The sequence below is a fragment of the Vibrio sp. SALL6 genome (genome assembly GCF_002002385.1).
In the GTDB taxonomy this organism is placed as follows: domain Bacteria; phylum Pseudomonadota; class Gammaproteobacteria; order Enterobacterales; family Vibrionaceae; genus Vibrio; species Vibrio parahaemolyticus.
Window position 1 is genome coordinate 32415 of record NZ_MQVK01000015.1, and the last position, 22111, is coordinate 54525.

The window sequence follows — 22111 nt, forward strand, 5'->3', positions numbered from 1 at the left end:
TGCCTCCTTATGCCGTTTGCGCTGCGGTTTTGGGTTTGTCTTCTTTCGAAGCTGGGATCTCGGTTTTAGATTGCTTCTCGTAAAGGAACTTCAACACCGCTTGTCGACACTTCTGATACTGCGCATCATCTGCCAGTGCAACACGCTCACGAGGGCGAGGTAGATTCACTTCTAACACTTCACCAATAGTTGCAGCCGGTCCGTTGGTCATCATCACGATTTTGTCGGATAGCAGCACCGCTTCATCCACGTCATGGGTGATCATGATGACGGTGTTGTTCAGCTCGGCTTGAATCTTCATCAGTGCATCCTGTAAATGCGCACGAGTTAACGCATCCAACGCGCCAAATGGCTCATCCATTAGCAAAACCTTCGGTTGAAGTGCCAGTGCTCTCGCAATGCCGACTCGCTGCTTCATACCACCCGAGATTTCATCCGGCTTTTTGTGCGCGGCATGCTGCATTTGAATCAACTCCACATAGTGATTCACTTGCTCCTGAATCCACGCTTTGCCCTTTTTGCCGGCAATTTGTTTAACTGCGAGCTCAACGTTTTGATACACGGTTAACCAAGGCAATAATGAATGGTTTTGGAACACCACCGCGCGGTCGGGTCCCGGCCCTGCCACCTCTCGCCCATCGACTATCACGCCGCCGTCTGTTGACATGTACAGCCCTGCGACTAAGTTCAAAACCGTTGATTTACCACAGCCAGAGTGACCAATCAGGGATACAAACTCACCTTTATTGATTTGTAAATCGACGTTCTTAAGCGCGATGAATTCGCCATCTGGCGTTGGGAATCGCATCCCTAAACGCGTTAGATCTAATAATGCTTTTTCCATGATCTTTTCCCTTATCTCAACGCTTGTTGTTTATTCCAAGACAACCACTTTTGAAGTTGCAGCATGCCTCTATCGAGCATCAAACCAATAAAGCCGATCGTGATGACCGCCACCATGATGCGACCCAATGATGCCGAGCTGCCGTTCTGGAATTCATCCCAAACGAACTTGCCTAACCCTGGGTTCTGAGCGAGCATTTCTGCCGCAATCAACACCATCCAAGCGATACCTAAAGAAAGACGTAAACCGGTGAAGATCATTGGAATGGCAGAAGGTAAAACGATGGTGCGAATGTGCTGCCACCACGAAAGTTGAAGTACTTTGCTCACGTTGACCAAGTCTTTATCAACGCTCGTTACGCCCACGGCGGTATTAATCAGCGTCGGCCATAAGCTACACAGCGCCACTGTGATCAGAGAGTTAATGAACGACTTAGCAAACATCGGGTCATCACTCACATAAGTGGCACTTACAACCATAGTGACGATAGGCAGCCAAGCCAAAGGTGATACGGGCTTGAGCAATTGAATGATTGGGTTGAACGCTTGATACAGCCCTTGATTAAGACCAAGCACGATGCCAAGCGGAATCGCAATAACCGTCGCCAACAGAAAGCCTGCAGTCACAGTCACTAAGCTTGTTATGATTTGGTCGAAGAACGTCGGTTTACCAGTGTAAGGACGAATCTTTACTTCGGCGTCTGGATTCTTCGCTAACTTCGCAGCATTACGTTTTTCCTGACGTTCGATAAACGCTTGTTCCTTTTCTCGCTCTTGCCAATGGTCATCGACAAGGTTGCTGAACTGCTGAAAAGTTTGCACAGGTCCCGGTAGCGTACCTAATGAAGTTTGCACTTCTCTCGCTGCTAAGTGCCACATTGCCAAAAAGATCAGCAAGCCAATGACGGGCAAAAGCACCAACCGACTTCGGTTCACTACCTGCTTAGCAGGAAACAGGGAAATGACATTACTAGACATACTCACTCCTAAGAAATTTACATCCTTGTTGCCACAAGCGAATTCCCTCGCCTGTGGCGTTTATCGTTATGGTTAAACCTTGTCTTTTCCTTTAAGCCCGATAGAGAACTTCTCTAGATATTTATTTGGCTCGCGACCGTCATAAACGATGTTGTCGATAAAGTGTGTTTGTGGCGCACGGAAACCATCTTCAGCACTAAAATCTGGGAAGTCTTTTTTGCTCAACACACCATCTTCAATCAGTGCTTGTGCCGCTTGTTGGTAAATGTCCGGACGGTAAACCTCTTTTGCGACATCCATGTACCAATCATCGGATTTCTCACTTGAGATTTGTCCCCAGCGACGCATTTGGGTCAGGTACCAAATCGCATCGCTGTAATACGGATAAGTGGCGTTATGACGGAAGAACACGTTGAAGTCTGGCACGTCTCGTTTGTCGCCTTTCTCGTATTCAAATGTTCCGGTCATTGAGTTGGCGATAACTTCGGCATCGGCTCCGACGTACTCGCTCTTCGCCAACATCTTCACAGCTTCTTGGCGGTTGGCATTGTCGTTTTCATCCAACCAATGTGCCGCTCGAATCAAGGCTTTCACTACGCGAATGTGCGTATTTGGATACTTCTCAGCCCAAGCTTTGGAAACACCAAACACTTTCTCTGGGTTGTTCTTCCAGATCTCGTAATCGGTCACAACTGGCGTACCAATGCCTTTAAATACGGCTTGTTGGTTCCATGGTTCGCCTACGCAGTACCCTTTGATCGTGCCCGCTTCCATTGTTGCTGGCATTTGTGGTGGCGGTGTAACACTCAAAAGAACGTCAGCATCCAACTGACCACTGTTGTCACCGGATTCTGGTGCATAAAAACCTGGATGAATCCCACCAGCAGCAAGCCAATAACGCAACTCGTAATTGTGAGTAGAAACAGGAAACACCATGCCCATATTGAATGACTTGCCCTTGTCGCGATAACTGTCAACGACGGGCTTCAACGAATCCGCTTTGATTGGATGTACAGGTTTGCCATCTGGCTGCTTTGGTATGTGTGGCTTCATCTGTTCCCACGTGTCATTGGAAACCGTGATTGCGTTGCCATTCAAATCCATGCTGAACGCGGTAATCACTTCTGCTTTTGTTCCGATACCAATCGTCGCGCCCAACGGCTGCCCTGCCAGCATATGCGCGCCATCGAGTTCACCATCGATAACGCGGTCCAACAGCACTTTCCAGTTTGCTTGCGCTTCGAGCGTGACGTATAACCCTTCGTCTTCAAAAAAGCCTTGCTCATAGGCAACCGCTAGCGGCGCCATATCGGTTAACTTAATAAAACCAAACTTCAGGTCTTCAATTTCTGGTTCACCCAACCCTGCCTTTGCGCTAACCGTGGTGATTACCGATAACGAAATTGCTGACACTTTCAGCATCGAACTCCATTTCATTGGATTGCTCCCATAAAAAAAGCGCTACTACTCCGAAGAGCAGTAGCGCCGTTGCTAAGTCTGCAATTACCGCCATTGATAATTGAGATAAGCGATTCAACAATAAACCCGTTCTAACTAATCCAATTACTGTGCCAACTAATTTTTCACTTTAAATACAGTAAATTAGAGTTAACCCTAGTTACCAAACAATTGTATTTGCTTACTGTTAGTGCAACACGCACCACGGTAGAATTTTCACCATAACTCCAAAGTAGTAGAGAAGTTAATCCATTAACTGCAATGCCGTAATCAGGTTCTTCGCAACTTGAGTAAGCGTTTGACTCGATTGCATTGCAGAGTTTCGCATTGCTTTGTACGCGTGTTCCTCATCTACATTGTGCACTTTCATCAATAAGCCTTTGGCTTTTTCCACCAGCTTTCGCTCTTCAATCTTGTTCGTCAGCGATTCAATTTCTGAATTCATTCTCTCGAACCGCTCACGTACCAAGGTTGCGTGGTCAATCCAAGGTTGAAGAGCAAACTCAGTATCATGAGGCATCAACACATAATCCATTTGGCTTGATAACCGATTGATATCATTAGAAGATAATTGTTTTAATACGATTAGAAGTGGTACCGTTTTTTGTCGGCAGAAATCGACGATCAAACGCAGCTCTGCGGTTGGCTGCTGCCATCCAACCACAACGCTTGCCGATGGTTCTCTCTGTATCAGCGTTTCTAGTTGTGCCAATTGGCTACCGATGATGTTGTCGTAATCTTTGCTCAATAAGCCGGACAATCGAGCTTGCTCTTGAAGGCTGTCACAGCAGACGATAATGGGTGTTTTTGACGTTGATTGAGTCATGCACATTCCTTGTTAATATCTCACTCACTAAAGGAGATAAAACAAGGAATGTGCCAACTCCGATTAACTGGCGATGAGATGTTCTTTGAAGAAAGCTAAGGTACGTTCCCAAGCAAGAGCCGCTTCCTCGGGTGCGTAACGTGCGGTTGAGTCGTTGTGGAAACCATGATTGACGTTTTCATACATCAAAGCTTGGTACTTCGCACCTGAAGCAATCAACTGCTGCTCGTACGAAGGCCAAGTGTCATTCACACGTTTATCCAACCCTGCGAAATGCAACATTAATGGGCCTTTCACTTGTTTTTGAATCTCTTCTGCAGCTGGTGTTCCATAAAAAGGTACGCCTGCATCGAGCTCATTTGGCATAACTGCCGCCAGCATATTGACGACATAACCACCAAAACAGAAACCAACCGCGCCAAGCTTGCCGTTTCCATGTTCGTGCTGTTTGATAAATTTAGCGGCCGCTATAAAGTCTTGCTCAATCTTGGCTCTGTCCATCTCTTTTTGCATTGCTCGCCCTTCATCATCATTTCCCGGATACCCACCTAACGGGTAGAGAGCATCGGGAGCAAAGGCGATAAAACCATCTTTCGCTAGTCGTCTAGCGACGTCTTTGATGTAAGGGTTGAGGCCACGGTTTTCATGAATCACCAAAACCGTTGGTGATTTGATGGTCTTTTTCTGAGGCATCACCAAGTAACCACGCCCTTCACCATGCCCATTCGGCGACGAAAAGGTTTCGTACGTGGCTTTGATTTCAGGATCATTGAAGGAGACTTGCTCGGCAAGCGCGTAATTTGGTGTCAGCGCGTCAACCAGTGCGGTCATGCTAAACCCTAGCACCGCAAGGCCACCAAGCCGATTAAGAAATTCTCGGCGCGAGATCTTTCCGTGCGCGTATTCGTCGTACCAATCGAAGGCTTCTTGCGGGATGGGGTGAGCCGCCTTTTCACTTGACGTCGTGTGCTTTAGCATTATCCATGTCCTCATTTCTTATCGAAAAGTAAACCCATCACCGCAATGGTGATGTTTATGCTAACCAGCAAAGAGAGACTTGTGGTGATAAATTCATCACTGACGAGCATACACAAACAATAGATAAAGGATTCCGATCCAACAACTTTGTATCTTTAGGCAGTCATGCAATCAGTTCGCTGCGCAATACGACGCCCAGTACAAAAATGCACGTTCAAAAGCTTGTTCTCTGTCATGCATTTCAGCAAACAAGACAACCGTCATGGTAGCTAACACCGTGTTCGCCATTTGATTCATGTCGGTTTCTTCTGTACCAAATGGACAAGCCGTAGGCATTGGCACCTCTGACAGCATTTGCTCTGTCCAGTAGTGAGATGTCACGCCACTGGTTTGACTAAGCCATACTGTCTGGCTTACTTTCGGGTTGTATTCGGACTCACCCGACTGGCCTTTAAACGACACCACAGCATGCGCCGTTTGGCCAATTTCGTGCTCGACTTCAGCGTGGAGCTGCTGGAAACCAGGATGGAAGCTACCACGAATACCGACTGTCGCCTGCCCCGGGTTCAGTGCTCGAACCACGGTATTAATCGGCGTTCTAAGCCCATAACGATTCTTCCAACCGATCATGGTTTCTGCTTGCGGCGCAAACGCACTCAGCGGTAGATAAACGATGTTTTGTGTTTCTAACACACGCTTTGCGTCTTCTGCTGATTCCGCTTTCTTGATAGCAAATTTGTCGAGGTAATCTTCTACGTGTAAACGACCAGATTGGCGGTCGTGATAACCATGCATCAACACTTTATGACCATTATCGGCAAGGATCTTCGCTGCCAACAGGTGCCAAGGCTGACCTGCCGCCTCACGTTTGCCTGCGTAACATGGCCAGTCAATGTCTGCGCCAATGGCAGGCATGCGGGATTGGAATGCTTTCACAAAGCCAGCGATTTCTTGTTGAGTCTCGTTCTGTACGCGGATAAGCATCAATAACATCGCCATCTGATCGTCGTCGCACTCACCGTTTAGGTATTCATCCATAACTCGAAACGCTTGGTCAAAGTTCAGTGGTTTTCTACCACGCTCGCCACGACCGACTGTTCTGATACATTCCAAAATGCTGCTCATATTCCCTCGTATTCCGTCACTGACTGTACGGTTTCTATTAGTTGTTCGCGCAGTTTGACAACTTCTCCCATCACAATCAATGCTGGGCTGATGCCTTTGAGTGTAATCGATAACTCATTGAGCTGATTGAGTTGGGTAACATACACTTGCTGTTGGGGGCTACAACCATGAGTGATGATCGCGACTGGGAAATCTTCTCTCAAACCAGAGCCTATTAAACCCGTTTGTATTTGCGATGACTTTTCTAACCCCATATAGAAGACTAATGTTTGTCCGCTTTGGATCAGTTGGCTCCACGCTTCAAATGCGCCTGTTACCACTTGCCCTGTCACAAAGGTAACGCTGCGAGCAACACCACGATGAGTCAGCGGAATCAAGCTGTTTGCGGAACAACCAATCGCTGCAGTAATACCGGGGATGACTTCGTAAGCAATTGAGTGTTTGACGAGTGCTAATGCCTCTTCACCTCCACGGCCAAATACGAAAGGATCTCCCCCTTTTAAGCGTACAACTCGCTTTCCTTGCTGAGCGAGCGACACCATCAAGTCACAAATTTCTTCCTGACCAATACTAGGTTGTCCGCATCGTTTTCCCACGTAAATCCAATCGGCTTGTGGCGAAGCCAACTCCAAAATATCTTTGTTAACCAGACGGTCGTACAACAGCACCTCTGCTGACATAATTGCTTTCACTGCCTTCACCGTTAACAAGTCTGGATCGTGCGGGCCTGCTCCGACAATTGAGACAAAACCTTTGTGGTTCACATCTAGATCTACGGATTGGTCTTCTAAAAGTTGGTTCAGTTTGCTTGCTTGGTCATGCCTAGAAAAGCGAGACGAGCGTTTTTGACTCTGGTCCGCTTGTCCTTTCTTAAACCAAGACTTTTGATAAGACGCTTCCATGTGCTTATCCTCTTTGTGACTTACTTTATTTGAATAGCCAGACTTTGCTGGCTCGCTTGCTGTTTGCCCTTTTGATGCTGATGGCTATCGACCATCTGTTTGATTTGAGAAACGCACGAGCCACAGTTAGTTCCACATTTGAGTTTGTTTTGAAGTTGAGTCAGTGAAGTGCAGTCTTGTTTCTCCATCGCGTCATGTATCTGTTTATCGGTGACGCGGAAACAACTACAAACCAGTTTGGCACTGCTTTGCGATTGAGTGATGGTAAGAAGCTGCGATAGCTCCATCGGCTTACCAATCAAGCCGGTAAAGTTGGTGTAGTCGGTTTGAATCGGTTCACTAGACACCACCAAAACCGAACGAATGATACGAACTTCCCCAACAAGGTCGTAATCCACCGCTAGCCAACCTTGGGCAATATCTATCGCAATTCTGCGGCTCTTTTCCGTTCGACAAAAACTCTGCTTTTTTGGTCGTTTATCGTGTGCAAAGCGCCAGATGCCCAAATTACTTTCTGCTTGAAATGCGCTGTAGAGAAACTTGCTGGAATCAAACTGTGTCCCGATGAACATACCGTAGGTTTTTACCGCCGCGTCCTGCACTTCAACATAAGACGACTTAAATGCAGGCTGCCCAGAAATAGGGTCTTTTGCGCTGTTTACTATCGCGTTAACACTGCTTTCACCGCCATATCGACCAGCCCAGTGCATTGACATAAACAGCTCCTGAAAACCTAAACCGTCATCAATGGCAACTTTGGCATAAATACTGGTGTTTGAAGTAGGCTGAAACAGCTTGGTGAGTTGTCCTGCTTTTAAACGATTTTGAGTGGCAGAGAGTGTGTTCATGTACACGGTTGGTTCTAACTCAGAGGCGGCAAGGTGTGCAATATGGCCTGTACGTGTCATGGTGTGCCATTGATCTCGTTGTCTGCCCGTATTGAGCCACCAGCCTTTCGTTCTGGCTAAACGCTGTGGCGATTCGCGAGTTACTACAAACCGCGCTTTACCATCTGGGTGAGAATACACGCCATCGGAAAACGGTCGCTCACCGCCCCATTGGGTTGGCTGCCACTCTTCGTACTCTTGCTCATTCAAATTGGCATATTGAGAAAGATCTAGCTTTAAAGGCGACTTCGTATTCATGCCTGTCATGGCAGCGTACTCGCAAAACACCTCGTGTTCAGAGTCAAAATCAAAACCATTCTTTGTCTCTTCTAAGGTGCATAATGCTTGCCCGACTTGGCTCACTGCCCACCAGTCCGATTTTGCCTCGCCGGGAGGGTTTTGGAACTGACGCTGTCTTGAAATCCGACGTTCAGAATTCGTCACCATCCCCTGTTTTTCACCCCATCCAGCCGCCGGAAGCAACAAGTCGGCATAACGCGCAACATCCGACTCAGCGGTAATATCCGAGACAATCACAAACGGACATCGTTCTAGCGCCCTCTTAACCAACTGATTGTCTGGCAAAGAGACAACGGGGTTGGTCGCCATGATCCACAGGACTTTAATCTCACCACGCTCAACCGCTTCAAACAGTTCAACCGCTTTTAACCCCGGTTTTGTAGCAATTTCTGGTGACTCCCAAAACGCTTGTACTTGTTGAATGGATTCGCCATCAAACCCTCGGTGCACCGCTAATTGATTGGCTAAACCGCCAACTTCTCGCCCGCCCATTGCATTAGGTTGCCCGGTAATGGAAAACGGGCCACAGCCCACCCTGCCAATTTTACCCGTTGCTAAATGCGCATTGATGATCGAATTGCCTTTATCGACACCATTTTCGGCTTGATTGACCCCTTGGCAAAAAAGCGTAATCGCAGTCGGGCTGTGGGCAAACCATTGGAAAAACGTTGTGAGTTTGTCTTGTGAAACGCCTACATCAGCTGCTAAATTAGTGACATTGTAACGCCGCTGAGTTACTTCTTTTGCAAGCGCATCAAACCCGCTGGTATAGGAATTTATGTACTGAGAGTCAATGCATTGCTTTTCGATAAGAAACTTGAGCAGCCCATTAAAAAGAGACACATCCCCATCGTTTTTTATCGCTAAATGTAAATCGGCTTGCTGCGCCGTAACAGTTTCTCGTGGATCGATCACCACTAACTTGAGGCTTGGATTTCTCTCTCTCGCTTGTTGAATTCGACGAAATAACACCGGGTGCGTCCATGCTGTATTCGCTCCGCAGATAATCAGTAATTCCGTGCTATCAATGTCGTCATAATTGACCGACACAACATCCTCACCAAAAGCGCGAATGTGTGCGGCAACTGCCGATGACATACACAAACGCGAGTTCGTATCGATATTAGCGCTGCCGACGTACCCTTTCATCAGCTTGTTAGCAACGTAATAGTCTTCCGTTAATAACTGACCTGACACATACATCGCGACGGAATCAGGCCCAAACTCCGCTTTAGCTTGATGGATCTTTTCAGCAATCATGTTTGTGGCTTGCGACCAGTGAATTTCTTTACCTTGTGGCCGCTCCTTGGTGACAAGCTTCGGATACAAAAGGCGTGATGGCATGTTTAAGCTTTCAGCCAACGCAACACCTTTCACACATAAGGCTCCCGCGTTCGCAGGATGGTTATCGTCCCCAACAATTCCTTTTGAGTTTACTTCAACCCCGCATCCTACCCCGCAATAAGGACAGGTCGTTTTTCTGCATCCTTGCGACATTACGCCTCCTGCTATTGACCAACACGACTTACAAACACAACCATGCGAGCAAAAAAAAGCCTCTCCAAACTGGAGAGGCTGCAATGCCTTTAACGCTGTAAGTACATTTTTAAAAAGTAATACCCTAACCCGCATCTCCGCCTGCTCTGGAGAGCGGTCATCGAGTTAACGATGAACATTCTACAAATAGCAAACAAAGTGCCAATAATGAAAATGCTTTAATTACAAGGCATTATGAAAAATGATGAACGGGGTATTTTTAAATCCGCACATTTTAAGTGCAGATTAGACTCATTTCTGTGCAGGCCTACTTTACGAATTCCATCACCAAGCGGGATTCTTCATCACCGAAGTAATTCGCTTCTTCTTCTAGTACGGTAAAACCCATAGATTGATAGAGAGACAATGCAGGTTGGTTGAGAGGATCAACCGTCAGTTTAACATTAGAACCTTCGGCCAGAGGTGCCATCACCCGCTCAACTAATGATCTCGCAATTCCTCGACCGCGAAATTCCGAATTTACGGCTAGCGACATTATCCAATAGTGCTTCGCGACATTGCTGGTAGTTAGTAGCACATAACCAGCAACTGCTTCTCCTTCCTTTGCAACTAACAAGCTTTCACCCCAACAATCGTACGCTTGTCGTATAAAAAACTGAGGATACGAATGTTCCCCAAACAACTTGTTTTCTAAAGCATAAACGGCGGCTAAATCTTCTTTACGCGCAGACAAAATGTCCATCTCAACTCTACTCCTAAACTCCTTTGTTTGCGGCAATATAGAGGAATCCTTCGTTAAACCCAACTTTTGCTGTCAACTCAAACAGTTGGAGCGGAACACTTTCCTTGCCCTCATCCATAGCAAACACCACCATGGACACATTTTAATCACAAAATCTAAAACCAAAAAATATTGAAAATTTGGTAAATAACTTCAATTCATACATTAAAATTCAGAATATAAATCTAGTTTTTAAAAATATTCATAGTTTGATAATTTACAAAATTGTCTTTTTATCAGCACGATTCACCACATAGTTGATGTGATAACAATCACTAAAACAGATACCATCCGCCACATTATTATTTTTATAAAGGCGAGTCTTAAGTGAAAGAATCTCGAAATACGTTAAATTCTAGTGAATTAAACACAACAACCTCTTGGTCAAAACATGACACACATTGGGTACTTAGCCTATTCGGGACCGCCGTTGGTGCCGGTATTTTGTTTCTGCCAATCAACTTGGGCATCGGTGGATTTTGGCCACTAGTCGCAATGGCGTTTTTGGCATTTCCAATGACTTACCTCGCCCACCGCGGTTTAGCGCGCTTTGTATTGTCTTCTAAGATCAAAAATGCCGACTTTACCGATGTGGTTGAAGAGCACTTTGGCGCAAAAGCGGGACGTTCAATCTCTCTGCTTTATTTCCTATCGATTTTTCCTATCCTGTTAATTTACGGCGTGGGCATCACCAATACTGTAGACAGCTTTATGGTGAACCAAGCGGGAATGGAAGCCTTACCACGCGAGCTACTTTCGGGCGTATTAGTGTTCGCTTTGATTGCCATTATGATGGCGGGCGAAAAAGTGATGCTGCGCGCGTTTGCCGTTATGGTGTACCCACTTGTTGCGATTCTAGCTTTCCTCTCATTCTACTTAATGCCGAACTGGACAATGCCCGTGCTTGATACACCGGACATGGGTGCGTTTGCGAGCACAATGTGGTTAGCCGTTCCTGTTATGATTTTCTCGTTTAGCCATGCAGCAGCGATCTCTAGCTTTGCCAATGTTCAGCGCCGACACTACGGCGATGATGCCGATGCAAAAGCCGAACTGATTTTACGTCGCACGAGCATCATGCTTATCGCATTCGTACTATTGTTTGTTTTCTCGTGCGTATTAGCACTTTCGCCAGAGCAACTTGCACAGGCAAAAGCGCAAAACGTATCCGTACTCTCTTACCTTGCAAACGCAACGGATAACCCGTTCATCGCAACACTTGGTCCTTTGGTGGCGTTTGTCGCGATCACTTCTTCTTTCCTTGGTCATTTCTTAGGCGCACGTGAAAGCTTGAACGGCTTAATCACAAAGCACTCAAATTTGTCTGAAACACGTGTTGATCGTATTAGCGTAGTGGTTCTTTTCTTGTCAATTTGGGCTGCAGCAATCATGAACCCAAGTATTTTAGGCATGATGGAAGCGTTATCTGGGCCAGTTATCGCAATGATCTTGTTCATTATGCCGATGTTGGCGGTACATAAGATTGAGTCGATGAAGCAGTATCGTGGAAAGCTCTCTACCTATTTTGTTCTGATCACAGGTATTGTTGCGGTAAGTGCTTTGGTTTTTAGCTTACTCAGCTAAGAAGGGGTTACTTTGAGTGATTTTCAGGGGAATACCGTTTACAACTGAAGGTAATTCCCTGAATTTTGCTTTTGTTTTCTAAAACGTAATCTAGCTTACGTCACTCCACTAAATAAGAGCGAAAACACCCGCCAACATTACTACTGAGGCGATACAAGTGCGAGCAATGATGCCGAAGTGCGACGGTTGAATCATTTCGTTATGCATAAATAATCTCCTGTTTGTTATGAACAGCCAATTTACTTTGGCTTAATAACACTATGTCGAATATCCATTTTTTTAACAACCCATACAAACATTAAATATTTATGACACCAAAATCATCTTTTGGAGATCGGAATTACTTTTGGGAGCAGTATCACACATAATTCACATGGAAATATCTTCATCGATTATCGCTATTTCTCAGTCAAAACCTCCGGTTCCCTTATATTGCGATTAAAATTATTTCCCAACTTATAAAAAGCACTTTTCTTTATAAATCAAAAAATTAAATCAAATCAATCAATTATACTCGCCTTAAAATCCCTTATTCTTGGGGAATCCATAAGCACTTAATAGATAAGAAGTGATAGACTTAGCAAGTACTGCTACTTAACGAGATCACAATTTATTAATAAGCTCATGCACTTTCCGATTAAAACGCTGTCTTGCGCTCTATTAGCGGTGATTGGACTTTTCTTCCAGACTGGTTATGTCTTCGCCAATACAGATAAACATATCTATCTCGAAGAACACATTTCGCCCGAAAGCCAACCCATGTTGAGTACCTACTTCCGTTCTATGGGTAAACCTCGCTCAATCAAAGAGAATGTGCTCACGGTTCCGCAAGATGCTTCGCCCGAAACGCTCGCCCTCTACTATTTTGCTCGTATTTATTTAGAACGCTATGAAGGTGTTCCCCTACCTGACGACATGCCAGATTTGATCGAATTTGGTCGAAAACACAATATGCCTTGGGTTGTCGCAGAAGCAAAATTGAACAAAGCGATTCGAATGATTGAGTTGGATGACGATTGGCACGCAGAGCTTTTGCTCCACGATGTAATTGGGGAGTCTCGTGATATTGGCTATCTGGCGCTGCAAGGCCGCGCTTATCGCTGGATGGGAAATTTAGAAATTGCGCGTAACCAAATCCACAACGGATTAAAACATTATCGTACGGCCTACGAGTTACTCGAAAATACAGTGTTTGAGATTCAAGTTGCGATGACGCTTAACAACATCGGTACTGTCTATTTAGACTCCTCCGATTGGAATCGCGCAAGCAACTATCTAAAACAAGCACTCGATGTATATGAGAGCAGTGAATATGAGTACGACAACAGTTTCTTTATTGGCGTAATCTATGCCAACTTAAGCATTGTTCATCTTGGCTTAGGAGACAGTGAGAAAGCCGAATACTACTTCCATGAGGCGATTCGGCTCTCAATGCAAACAGGGTCGGATGTCATTAAACATCATTCATTGTCCAACTTTTCTCAAATGCTAAGCAGCATCGGTAAAACAGACGATGCCCTACTGCTCGCACAACGCTGTGTTGAGTTACCTAACCCAGACGGCATCGAAATCATTAAGATGCCATGCTATGAAGCATTTGCCGAAGCGTATCTCGCCGACAAGCAATACGACAAAGCGATTCGAACCGCTCTCCTCGTCCTAGAACAAACCAAATCAACCAATGAGCTTGAGCTAAAACAGCGTATCGATATGTTGTCGGTTTTGGTTAACGCCAACCAAGTGCTGCAAAATTATGAAGCCGCCTTCCGCTATTTGTCTCAGTTGAGAGCACTTGAAGAAGAATTTTCTGAGCACATTCACGGCGAAGAAATGATCAACATTAAGTTTGACCTTGAAGCGAAATTGGCTCAAAAAGAGTTGAATTTGCTTGAGACGAAAAACGCACTTCAAGCCTCTGAGTTGCGCTCGCAACGTTACCGCGAAATGTTCTACTTTATCGCTATAGCAGCCATTGGTGTAGTGGGTTTCCGTTATGTTTTGCGAGTCAAAAAGATCAATAAAGCACTAACGCAAGAAAGTACTACAGATCTGTTGACGGGCCTTCACAATCGCCGCTATTTAGAAGTATGGTTAGAGAAGATGGCCCGCCGCACTCCAGATAGAACCTTCGCGCTTGCGGTTCTTGATGTCGACCATTTCAAAGCTTTTAACGACACTTATGGTCACGACATCGGCGACCAAATGTTGATGCACATTGCCTCTATCTTCAACGAATCTACTCGTTCAGGTGACCTGCTGATTCGCTGGGGCGGTGAAGAATTTGTGTTGCTGGTGGAGGTGAACGATCCAAATGATTGTGCGAAATCGCTAGAGCGTTTGAGACATGTCATTGAAAATACGCCATTAATCATTGACTCTAAGCCAATAAACGCCACAATTTCGCTTGGTGCGGTCGACCGGTTATCAGCCCAAACCATCAAACAAGAGTGGGACCAATGGTTCTTCTTGGCCGACCAAGCGTTATATGACGCAAAACAAGCGGGCAGAAACCAATTTAAGATTCACTCGACGTCTTAGTGGCGTCCACGAGTAAATAGATACTTCCATGAAGAAAAAATTAATATTCGCCCTGCTTTCACCTGTTGTTTTATCCGCTTGTAGTAATCAACAAGCGTCGCAAATGGGCATGCGTAGCAGCAGTGTGAACATGTACGCTCAACAAATGAGCAATACTCAACTGTGTGAGACGCTGTATTACAATCGCTCAACGAACCAAACCAAAGTAGCGATTGGTGCAGAATTCAACCGCCGTGGACTCAATAAAAAATGGTGCGATAACGAATTGAATAAGTGGTATTTGGAGAAGTTTGTCGATAGCGTGCTACCAAAGAAAAAGCCAGCTCCGCGCAAACCGATGGCAACCATTCAGCCGGCCTCCACCAAATAGTAACTGTAGTAGCTATCACCTCTCTAGCTAACAGATGAGATAGAAAGCAGAAAGTCCTTACCAACTTTCTGCTTTTTTACATCTAACAATGATCAAGATCAGCCAAAACCTTCCTTTACTTCAGTGAGTTAACATCAATTTACGCAGTCCGTCGAAAAAACAACGTAAACAATTTGTAAACAGTTTGCGTCCTCATTCTTTGCCGCTAGTTTTATTCATTCCTGTTTAAAGGAGTATCGAACAGGGACAAAAATTCCAAACAAAGACATGAGGTCACAAATGGAAACACGCTTTAATCGCCTATTTGCCGCTATGTTGGCTGTGGGCCTTGCACCTGCCGTCTCGGCGTTTGATCCGCTCTATTCAGAACAATGGCATCTCGACAACACTGGCCAAACTGCATTCGCAGCAAACCCTGCTGTTGCAGGTAATGACTTAAACACCAAACTTACGCAAGCCATGGGCATTGCCGGTATTGGCGTTAAAGTTGCGGTCATTGATTCTGGTGTGCAGATCGATCACCCAGACCTTGCAGGTAACGTTGTCACAGGTAGCAGAAACTTCGTTGAAGACTCTTTATTCCCATCCAGTTATCCCGTAGACACCAACGGCCACGGTACTGCCGTTGCTGGTTTGATTAGTGCGATAGGTAACAATGGTGAAGGTGGTCGCGGCGTTGCTTCTCGCTCTTCGCTTGTTGGTTTTAACTGGCTTGCAAACCAAACATTAGAAGGTTGGTTAATTTCTCACGGTATGGACCCAGCGACGCGAGATGTACGCGTATTTAACCAAAGTTATGGCTTTAGTCCTATCAACCCAATCGCGTTTGATGAGAATGACCCACAGTTCAAGCTTGAAATGGATGCCATGCAGAACGTCAGCGAAACGAACGCTTGGGGCCGCGGTGCACTGTTTGTCAAGTCTGCGGGGAATGGTTACCGCTATTTCAACACTGGACGATTCTTCGTTCTTCCTAGCGATTTCTTCGCGGGAGGAGGAAACCAAGGTTTACCGATGCACAACTCGGCGCAATCTTACGACAACTCTAGCTACTTCAACCTTGTCACCAGCGCGCTACGCGCAGATGGCACCCGAGCAAGTTACTCTTCTGTTGGCGCTAACGTATGGGTTGCCGCGCCAGCAGGGGAATACGGGCAAGACTTCCCTGCGATGGTCACAACTGACCTGATGGGATGTGAAGAAGGACAAAACACCAGTGACGGCCTTGGTATTAATGGTCTACACGGTGGTACAGAGCTTGACCCGAACTGTAATTACACCAGCACCATGAACGGCACATCATCGGCTGCGCCGAACACTTCTGGTGCAATCGCCGCTATCATGTCAACCAACCACGCTTTATCTGCCCGTGATGTTCGTGCGTTGCTGGCAGAAACCGCACGCGTTACCGATGCCGGGCATCCGGGTGTTCAACTTGAATTTACCAATAATAAAGGCGAGTTGGTGAGCTACGAAGCGATCTCACCTTGGCAGAAAAACGCGGCTGGCGTGAACTTCCATACCTTCTATGGCTTTGGTGCCGTTGATTTGGATGAAGCAATGAAACGCGCTCGCATGACGAATAATGTTCTGCCAGCGCAAATCATCACACCGTGGGCAAACAATGCGACAGAAGTCAGTGTGCCCGATGCAAGCCTTGCTGGTGGTTCGTCAAACATCGCAATTACTGACGATATTACCGTTGAGTCTGTACAGGTGAAGTTGACGCTAGAGCACTCGCGTCTACCTGATTTGGCAATCGAGCTTGTTTCCCCATCAGGCACTCGCTCCGTATTGCAAACACCACGTAACGGCCTTGTTGGTCAGTCTCTTGATCCAAACATTACGGGTTACGAAAACCAACTGATGTTGTCTAACCAATTCTACGGCGAGAATGCCAAGGGTGAATGGACACTGAGAGCTATCGATACAAACGGTGATGAAGTCTTCTCATTTATCGCTTACTTCAACTCATCCGCTATCTATGATGTACCGATGGCGAACAACGCAAAGCCAGGAGTTATCAAAAACTGGTCTATGCGTATCTTTGGCCACTAAGGAGTCAATTACATGAAATATCAGACATTTTCTATTTTGGCTCTTTCACTAATAGCCAACGCAGCCTATGCCGAAACGCAGTTGTCGCAACAACCAAATCCCGAGTTGTTTGTTCCTTCTGATGCAGTTGAGGTGAATGGTGAAGCGTATCGTAAAGTGCAAACGAACACAGTGAGCAATCTCTCTGAAGCAGTTAAACTGCAAGCCGGTGACGAGGTGTTTAAGAACGCGTTTGGCAATGTGTCTAAAGCGACGGGACTTATCTACATCACCGTAAACAACGCCGCTGATGCCAAAGCAGTAGCAAAAGAGTTAAAGCTAGACGTTGTGTTTGCAGATGGTGAATCTGCGGTGCTAAAAGCTTCTGAAGGACAAGACTTGCTTAGCATCAGCGATTACTTGAATGCTGACAGTCGCGTCAAAGCGTCTAAAATTGAACTAAACAGCGGTAAATACCGTGCACAATAATTCTCTAGCAAGAGAAGTTGGCTTCTAAAACAATGCCTCAGCAATTGCTGAGGCATTTTCTTTGTTCTTTCGTTTACAGATTAACTTCTAACTTATCTTCGGCTAAAAAATGTCTCTTATTGAAGATAACCAATCAACTTGTTTGCGATATCGGTATTGTTCTGAGAGCCAACGAATGCTTGTGACCCCTTACCATAAGCAAACACCTGAACATCCACCGCGGTATGCCCTTTTGTCGTCCAACCTGTAAGGCTTTGATCGTTGATGATTGACTTTACGGCTTGATAAAGCGCTTTCGCGGGCTCTTCACTCTTCTTCGCGTCAATGAGGAGCGCAAATTGCACATCTGACAGCGCCCAATCTACTGATTCTGACCACACTTGTTTGATGTCTGAACCCTTTGCAAGTGACGTTGCTAATGGCCACGCCGTTTGATGCACGCCTTTGATCACATCCGTTTTCCAGTTGTATTCTCCATTTGCGCCGATAGTTAAACCTCCCGTGGAGTGATCGGCGGTGACAACGAGCAAAGTGTCAGGGTGAGCATCGACATACGCCTTGGCTAAAGCAATCGACTTAGCAAAATCATCCATTTCTGCCATCGCGCATGCTATGTCATTCGCATGACCGCACCAGTCGATTTGGCTTCCTTCGATCATAACGAAAAAGCCATGCTCTGAGCGCGACAATAACGACAGCGCCTTGTTCGTCATCTTCTCGAGTCGGTTGGGATTCTCATCCAAAGCAAACGGAAATGCTTTGTCGGCAAACAACCCAATCGCAGGCAATGTTTGCAACGAAGGCAAGGTATCAAAATCCGTTAGGTATTGATAACCCTGCGTTTTAAATTCTTCAATCAGGTTTCTGTCTTCACGCTCAAAGTATCGAACACCACCACCAAGTAACAGATCGACGGGCAGCTTTCCATTTACTTTGTTATCCAAGTAATCGTCTGCTATCTGATCATAATTACGACGAGATTCGTTGTGCGCGGCAAAGCTTGCGGGCGTCGCGTGGTTAATTTGCGAAGTCGCCACCAAAGCGGTTGTCATGCCCTGCTCTTTCGCTACTTCCAACATCGTTTTAACTGGCTTTTTATGGGTATCGACAGCGACGGCGCCATTGTAACTCTTTATACCACTGCTTAAGGCCGTCGCGCCTGCTGCACTGTCAGTGACATAAGTATCATCATCGGGATAGGTGTGAGCCATGCCAACCAGTATCGAGTCAAAGACTGTAGGCTCAATCTGTTTAGTTTCTGGGTTATCTTGATAATAACGGTAGGCGGTTGTGTAGGCAGGGCCCATTCCATCACCGATCATATAAATAATATTTTTCGGTGTTTCATTGGCGTGAACAAACCCGGCCAGTAAACTGGCCGCAAGTAAAGAGTATCTGATTGTCATATTTCATCCATGAAAAAGTGACTGCGAATATAAGCCGTCACTTTAATTACTGTTTTGCTTACAAGTATTCATCAATACTATCATTCAGTTAGGATGAAACCGCGTGTTACATCATGGTTTTGCAACCCAAATCATTTCTTAAATAGGATCACTTCTGTACGTAGGCCAGCTTTAGGTGTCTCATTCGGGTTATTCAAGTAGCGCTCAATCCCCAAAGGCTTGCTCTTCACTTTTATGCCGTTTTGGCGTGTCAAATTCATCCCTAACGACCACGCATTGCCCAAAAACTGGTAGTCACCTTTGTGCTCAATCACAAAAGTTTCACACGCTGGAATCGTGCCAAACACAAAACCATTTGGTACCTCTACCATTTCACTCACGGGCAAGCAGGTTACAAATTCAAAATGACCGAGCTTCATGTCCATTAAAAGGTAATAGCAGAACAGTTCGCCGCTGACGGGCAGACTTTCTTTCTGCATCAGTTCGTACAGACTTTGAGTTTGCTTTTTCATGATTGGACCAAGCTCAGGAATTGTCCCTGAACCTTGCAAACCAACGTAATGAATCAAATCTTGATGACGAGTGCCGATTTCGCTCAACTGCGACAATATTTGCCCAGTTTCTAACTGGCTTTTTAGCATCTTGAGCCCACGATCGTAATCCATTTCAACCATGGATTTGAACATCGTTTTCAGAAAAAACAGATACCAAGGAACACGAGACTGCATTTGCCATTCTACGGTACAACCATCTTGTGACGGCGTCACGATGAGCGTCACCTTTCCGTGGCTTTTGATGGGGCGAAAAAAATGCAGCTCCATGTCTAAACGATGTTCTTGTGTGCTTTCCAGAACAACCGCCCCCGTTCCAATTCGTTGCCCATTCCATTGGTAACCAGCTCCAACGTGGCCTTGATTGTCACTGTAAGTCAGCTCGCAGCTTGGCTCCAAAATGATCCAAGGAGACCACTCAGGCCAGTTTTTAAAATCCTTTAGATAATCGATGATCTCACTTTGAGATTTGTTGATTTCAATACTTTTGCTGACCTGATAAGCAAGCATAGCCATTCCTTAAGTTTCTGTTTCGCTCTACTTATTCTAAATCAAATCCTAGTTTTTTCTTGTTTCACTGTGAGTTAGAGGTAAAAAGTGAGACAAAAAAGCCAGAACGTTAACTCTGGCTTCATTGGCAGATTTGGACGTTAAGAAACAAACGTCACTTTCGCGCTAAATCGGACGCCATCATCGTTTAATTCAAACGGCCACCCCATCCGTTCACAAATGCGTTGCACAATCACTAAGCCGCAACCATAACCCGCATTATACGTTTCGTTCCCGTCATGACGATTGGTGATAATCAGCGTGTTTTGCTGTAGATCGATCTCGATGTCTCCAACGCTATAACTGAATGCATTTTTGATTAAATTGTTGATGACTATCGTCACGAAGCTTGCTGGCGCATACACTTCGCCGCTATTTTGTTCGTTAAGCTGATAATGCGCATCTTGCTTTGCAAACAACGGAGCAAGCTCTTCCAATTGCTGGTGTAAACAAACTAAAAGCGTTTGTTCGCCAAAGTGCTGCGGCTCAATTTTCTCTTTGCCTAACAACAAAAACGCCTCGGTCAAAACGCGCATGTCTTCACACGCAGCTTGCATTCGCGCAATCGCTTTTTGTGCCACCCTTGGCTGGTCAGGCACCCGGGATAAAATGTCTGTTGAACCTGCGATAACCATAATAGGCGTGCGAAGCTCGTGGGAGGCAAAACGACTAAACTCTTGTTCGCGGCGGAAGTAGCCCGCGATGTCGTTCTTACTGTCTAACAACGTCTGCTCAATATGGCGCGTTTCACTGAACTTCGTTTCCACTTCAAATGCAGGCTGGTCGGGTGGCATCTGGCTGATTTTTGACTCGATTTTAGCGAGCGGTCGAGACAAAATTTTCACCATATAAATACCGTAACCAAGCATAATCAATGAAAACAACCCGCCCAATAACAGAGTGAACTGGTGCAATGAGCTTTCATATTCATCCAGATAATCGTCCGAGTCATCTTGGAAGACGATGTACATCAAACCTTCGCCAGAAGGATGATCAAACACCACAAAGTGCTTATCCTCTTCGCCCAACAAGTATTCATAAAAGCCTGGAGATTTGAACGCGAGCAACCAACTTGGTGTCGGAGCTTTGCTCCAATAGGAGTTAAATTCCAACTTGTTTGGTAACGGGGCTTTCCAGCCCTGCTTTTGAAAATTTTCGGTGTAGAGCGCCGCTTCTGTATCGAGCCAGTGATGGAGGCTCAATACCTCAAGTTTGTTTTCTGCGACATAAATCAGTGACCAAAACAGCGTAAACATGACGAACGTCATCACGCCAAAACCCCAGCGAATCTTGCGATAAATACTTGGGTATTCGTTATGCTTTAAGTCGGTAGCCTTGTCCATGAATAGTCTCTAATCGTGATTCTTCAAAACCTTTATCGAGTGCAGTTCTCAAACCATAAATATGACTGCGTAATGCATCACTACTAGGTGGCTCATCGCCCCAAACACTTTCGATCACTTCCGTTCGTGATACTGACGCAGGCGCGTACTTCAACAACAGCTTTAAGATTTTGGTTTGGATGCGACTTAGCTTGATCTCTTTACCATCGCGCGTGACTTTACCAGTGCGCGCATCTAAACAGATATCAGCGAACGTCAGCGTACCAATGTCTTGGCGTGGGCCACGACTAGCTAAAGCATGAATACGTAAACTGAGCTCTTGCATCGCAAACGGCTTCATTAAGTAGTCATCCCCACCCGCTTTAAATGCCGCTATTTTGTCATCTAATGTGTCTTTTGCGGTTAGAAAAAGAATGGGCGTTCCGCAAAACTGTTCCTGACGCAGCTTTTGTACGGTACTGATGCCATCGAGTTTTGGCATCATGATATCCATAATGATCACGTCGTAATGGTTATCTTCCAACAACGCCAGCGCAGCCTCTCCGTGATACGCGCAATCTATCGTCATACCTTCGAGTTCTAGGTAGTCAGCAATGGTCTCGGAAACATTGTGGTTATCATCAACAATTAAAATTTTCATACGACTCACATTTCTTCACGATCTCTTCA

The 22111-nt window shown here is 45.7% G+C and carries 18 protein-coding genes; 5 read left to right on the forward strand and 13 right to left on the reverse strand.

Annotated features, from left to right (window positions below):
- Nucleotides 1–7 precede the first annotated feature (7 nt).
- The 9 genes from BIW15_RS08700 to BIW15_RS08745 form a co-directional block, all read right to left on the reverse strand.
- On the reverse strand, nt 8–844 hold the full coding sequence (locus BIW15_RS08700) for an ABC transporter ATP-binding protein (protein WP_077280855.1): 837 nt from the start codon (nt 842–844) through the stop codon (nt 8–10).
- A gap of 11 nt (nt 845–855) precedes the next feature.
- Entirely contained in the window at nt 856–1821 is a 966-nt protein-coding gene (locus BIW15_RS08705) for an ABC transporter permease (RefSeq protein WP_025609899.1), read from the reverse strand.
- A gap of 72 nt (nt 1822–1893) precedes the next feature.
- Nucleotides 1894–3258: a CmpA/NrtA family ABC transporter substrate-binding protein gene (locus tag BIW15_RS08710; protein WP_077280856.1), complete on the reverse strand. Its 1365-nt coding sequence runs from the start codon at nt 3256–3258 to the stop codon at nt 1894–1896.
- Between the two features lie 265 nt (nt 3259–3523).
- A complete protein-coding gene (locus tag BIW15_RS08720; protein WP_065766673.1) occupies nt 3524–4105 on the reverse strand; it encodes an ANTAR domain-containing response regulator in 582 nt (193 codons plus the stop codon).
- Nucleotides 4106–4168: 63 nt separating this feature from the next.
- The gene (locus tag BIW15_RS08725; protein ID WP_169610060.1) at nt 4169–5086 is read right to left on the reverse strand and encodes a dienelactone hydrolase family protein; all 918 of its coding nucleotides are present in this window, start codon (nt 5084–5086) and stop codon (nt 4169–4171) included.
- A gap of 168 nt (nt 5087–5254) precedes the next feature.
- Nucleotides 5255–6208, reverse strand: a complete 954-nt coding sequence (locus BIW15_RS08730; RefSeq protein ID WP_077280858.1) for a glycosyl transferase family protein — start codon at nt 6206–6208, stop codon at nt 5255–5257.
- Complete coding sequence (cobA, locus tag BIW15_RS08735) at nt 6205–7110, reverse strand: uroporphyrinogen-III C-methyltransferase (protein WP_077280859.1); 906 nt, start codon at nt 7108–7110, stop codon at nt 6205–6207. The genes BIW15_RS08730 and cobA overlap by 4 nt, the downstream gene beginning before the upstream one ends.
- Nucleotides 7111–7130: 20 nt before the next feature.
- Nucleotides 7131–9794: a nitrate reductase gene (locus BIW15_RS08740; RefSeq protein WP_179115252.1), complete on the reverse strand. Its 2664-nt coding sequence runs from the start codon at nt 9792–9794 to the stop codon at nt 7131–7133.
- Nucleotides 9795–10101: 307 nt separating this feature from the next.
- Complete coding sequence (locus BIW15_RS08745) at nt 10102–10536, reverse strand: GNAT family N-acetyltransferase (protein ID WP_023623631.1); 435 nt, start codon at nt 10534–10536, stop codon at nt 10102–10104.
- 366 nt (nt 10537–10902) lie between these two features.
- Between BIW15_RS08745 and BIW15_RS08750 the strand changes: the two genes are divergently transcribed.
- The 5 genes from BIW15_RS08750 (at nt 10903) to BIW15_RS08775 (ending at nt 17593) form a co-directional block, all read left to right on the forward strand.
- Entirely contained in the window at nt 10903–12159 is a 1257-nt protein-coding gene (locus BIW15_RS08750) for an aromatic amino acid transport family protein (RefSeq protein WP_077280861.1), read from the forward strand.
- Between the two features lie 624 nt (nt 12160–12783).
- Nucleotides 12784–14697, forward strand: coding sequence for a diguanylate cyclase (locus BIW15_RS08760; RefSeq protein ID WP_025524562.1), 1914 nt, complete (start codon nt 12784–12786; stop codon nt 14695–14697).
- A 28-nt stretch (nt 14698–14725) separates the two neighbouring features.
- A complete protein-coding gene (locus BIW15_RS08765) occupies nt 14726–15067 on the forward strand; it encodes a hypothetical protein (protein WP_005463744.1) in 342 nt (113 codons plus the stop codon).
- A gap of 279 nt (nt 15068–15346) precedes the next feature.
- Nucleotides 15347–17125 carry a S8 family peptidase gene (locus tag BIW15_RS08770; RefSeq protein ID WP_077280862.1) on the forward strand — a complete coding sequence of 593 codons (1779 nt, stop codon included), beginning with the start codon at nt 15347–15349 and terminating at the stop codon, nt 17123–17125.
- Nucleotides 17126–17137: 12 nt separating this feature from the next.
- Nucleotides 17138–17593: a hypothetical protein gene (locus tag BIW15_RS08775; RefSeq protein ID WP_005463738.1), complete on the forward strand. Its 456-nt coding sequence runs from the start codon at nt 17138–17140 to the stop codon at nt 17591–17593.
- Nucleotides 17594–17709: 116 nt separating this feature from the next.
- Here the strand turns inward: BIW15_RS08775 and BIW15_RS08780 are convergent, their stop codons facing one another.
- The 4 genes from BIW15_RS08780 to BIW15_RS08795 all read right to left on the reverse strand — a co-directional run bounded on the left by BIW15_RS08780 (nt 17710) and on the right by BIW15_RS08795 (nt 22082).
- Nucleotides 17710–18999, reverse strand: coding sequence for an alkaline phosphatase (locus BIW15_RS08780; RefSeq protein ID WP_077280863.1), 1290 nt, complete (start codon nt 18997–18999; stop codon nt 17710–17712).
- A 131-nt stretch (nt 19000–19130) separates the two neighbouring features.
- On the reverse strand, nt 19131–20060 hold the full coding sequence (locus BIW15_RS08785; protein WP_179115253.1) for an SRPBCC family protein: 930 nt from the start codon (nt 20058–20060) through the stop codon (nt 19131–19133).
- 140 nt (nt 20061–20200) lie between these two features.
- Nucleotides 20201–21442 carry a HAMP domain-containing sensor histidine kinase gene (locus tag BIW15_RS08790; protein WP_025546859.1) on the reverse strand — a complete coding sequence of 414 codons (1242 nt, stop codon included), beginning with the start codon at nt 21440–21442 and terminating at the stop codon, nt 20201–20203.
- Nucleotides 21414–22082: a response regulator transcription factor gene (locus BIW15_RS08795; RefSeq protein ID WP_005463721.1), complete on the reverse strand. Its 669-nt coding sequence runs from the start codon at nt 22080–22082 to the stop codon at nt 21414–21416. The genes BIW15_RS08790 and BIW15_RS08795 overlap by 29 nt, the downstream gene beginning before the upstream one ends.
- Nucleotides 22083–22111: the final 29 nt, after the last annotated feature.

Excerpts from the sequence above, each read along its gene's own strand:
- BIW15_RS08760 (WP_025524562.1), top strand. The coding sequence starts at position 12,784 with ATGCACTTTCCGATTAAAACGCTGTCTTGCGCTCTATTAGCGGTGATT.
- BIW15_RS08775 (WP_005463738.1), top strand. The coding sequence starts at position 17,138 with ATGAAATATCAGACATTTTCTATTTTGGCTCTTTCACTAATAGCCAAC.
- BIW15_RS08780 (WP_077280863.1), bottom strand. The coding sequence starts at position 18,999 with ATGACAATCAGATACTCTTTACTTGCGGCCAGTTTACTGGCCGGGTTT.
- BIW15_RS08795 (WP_005463721.1), bottom strand. The coding sequence starts at position 22,082 with ATGAAAATTTTAATTGTTGATGATAACCACAATGTTTCCGAGACCATT.
- BIW15_RS08740 (WP_179115252.1), bottom strand. The coding sequence starts at position 9,794 with ATGTCGCAAGGATGCAGAAAAACGACCTGTCCTTATTGCGGGGTAGGA.
- BIW15_RS08700 (WP_077280855.1), bottom strand. The coding sequence starts at position 844 with ATGGAAAAAGCATTATTAGATCTAACGCGTTTAGGGATGCGATTCCCA.
- BIW15_RS08745 (WP_023623631.1), bottom strand. The coding sequence starts at position 10,536 with ATGGACATTTTGTCTGCGCGTAAAGAAGATTTAGCCGCCGTTTATGCT.
- BIW15_RS08710 (WP_077280856.1), bottom strand. The coding sequence starts at position 3,258 with ATGAAATGGAGTTCGATGCTGAAAGTGTCAGCAATTTCGTTATCGGTA.
- cobA (WP_077280859.1), bottom strand. The coding sequence starts at position 7,110 with ATGGAAGCGTCTTATCAAAAGTCTTGGTTTAAGAAAGGACAAGCGGAC.
- BIW15_RS08770 (WP_077280862.1), top strand. The coding sequence starts at position 15,347 with ATGGAAACACGCTTTAATCGCCTATTTGCCGCTATGTTGGCTGTGGGC.
- BIW15_RS08790 (WP_025546859.1), bottom strand. The coding sequence starts at position 21,442 with ATGGACAAGGCTACCGACTTAAAGCATAACGAATACCCAAGTATTTAT.
- BIW15_RS08720 (WP_065766673.1), bottom strand. The coding sequence starts at position 4,105 with ATGACTCAATCAACGTCAAAAACACCCATTATCGTCTGCTGTGACAGC.
- BIW15_RS08730 (WP_077280858.1), bottom strand. The coding sequence starts at position 6,208 with ATGAGCAGCATTTTGGAATGTATCAGAACAGTCGGTCGTGGCGAGCGT.
- BIW15_RS08765 (WP_005463744.1), top strand. The coding sequence starts at position 14,726 with ATGAAGAAAAAATTAATATTCGCCCTGCTTTCACCTGTTGTTTTATCC.
- BIW15_RS08785 (WP_179115253.1), bottom strand. The coding sequence starts at position 20,060 with ATGCTTGCTTATCAGGTCAGCAAAAGTATTGAAATCAACAAATCTCAA.
- BIW15_RS08705 (WP_025609899.1), bottom strand. The coding sequence starts at position 1,821 with ATGTCTAGTAATGTCATTTCCCTGTTTCCTGCTAAGCAGGTAGTGAAC.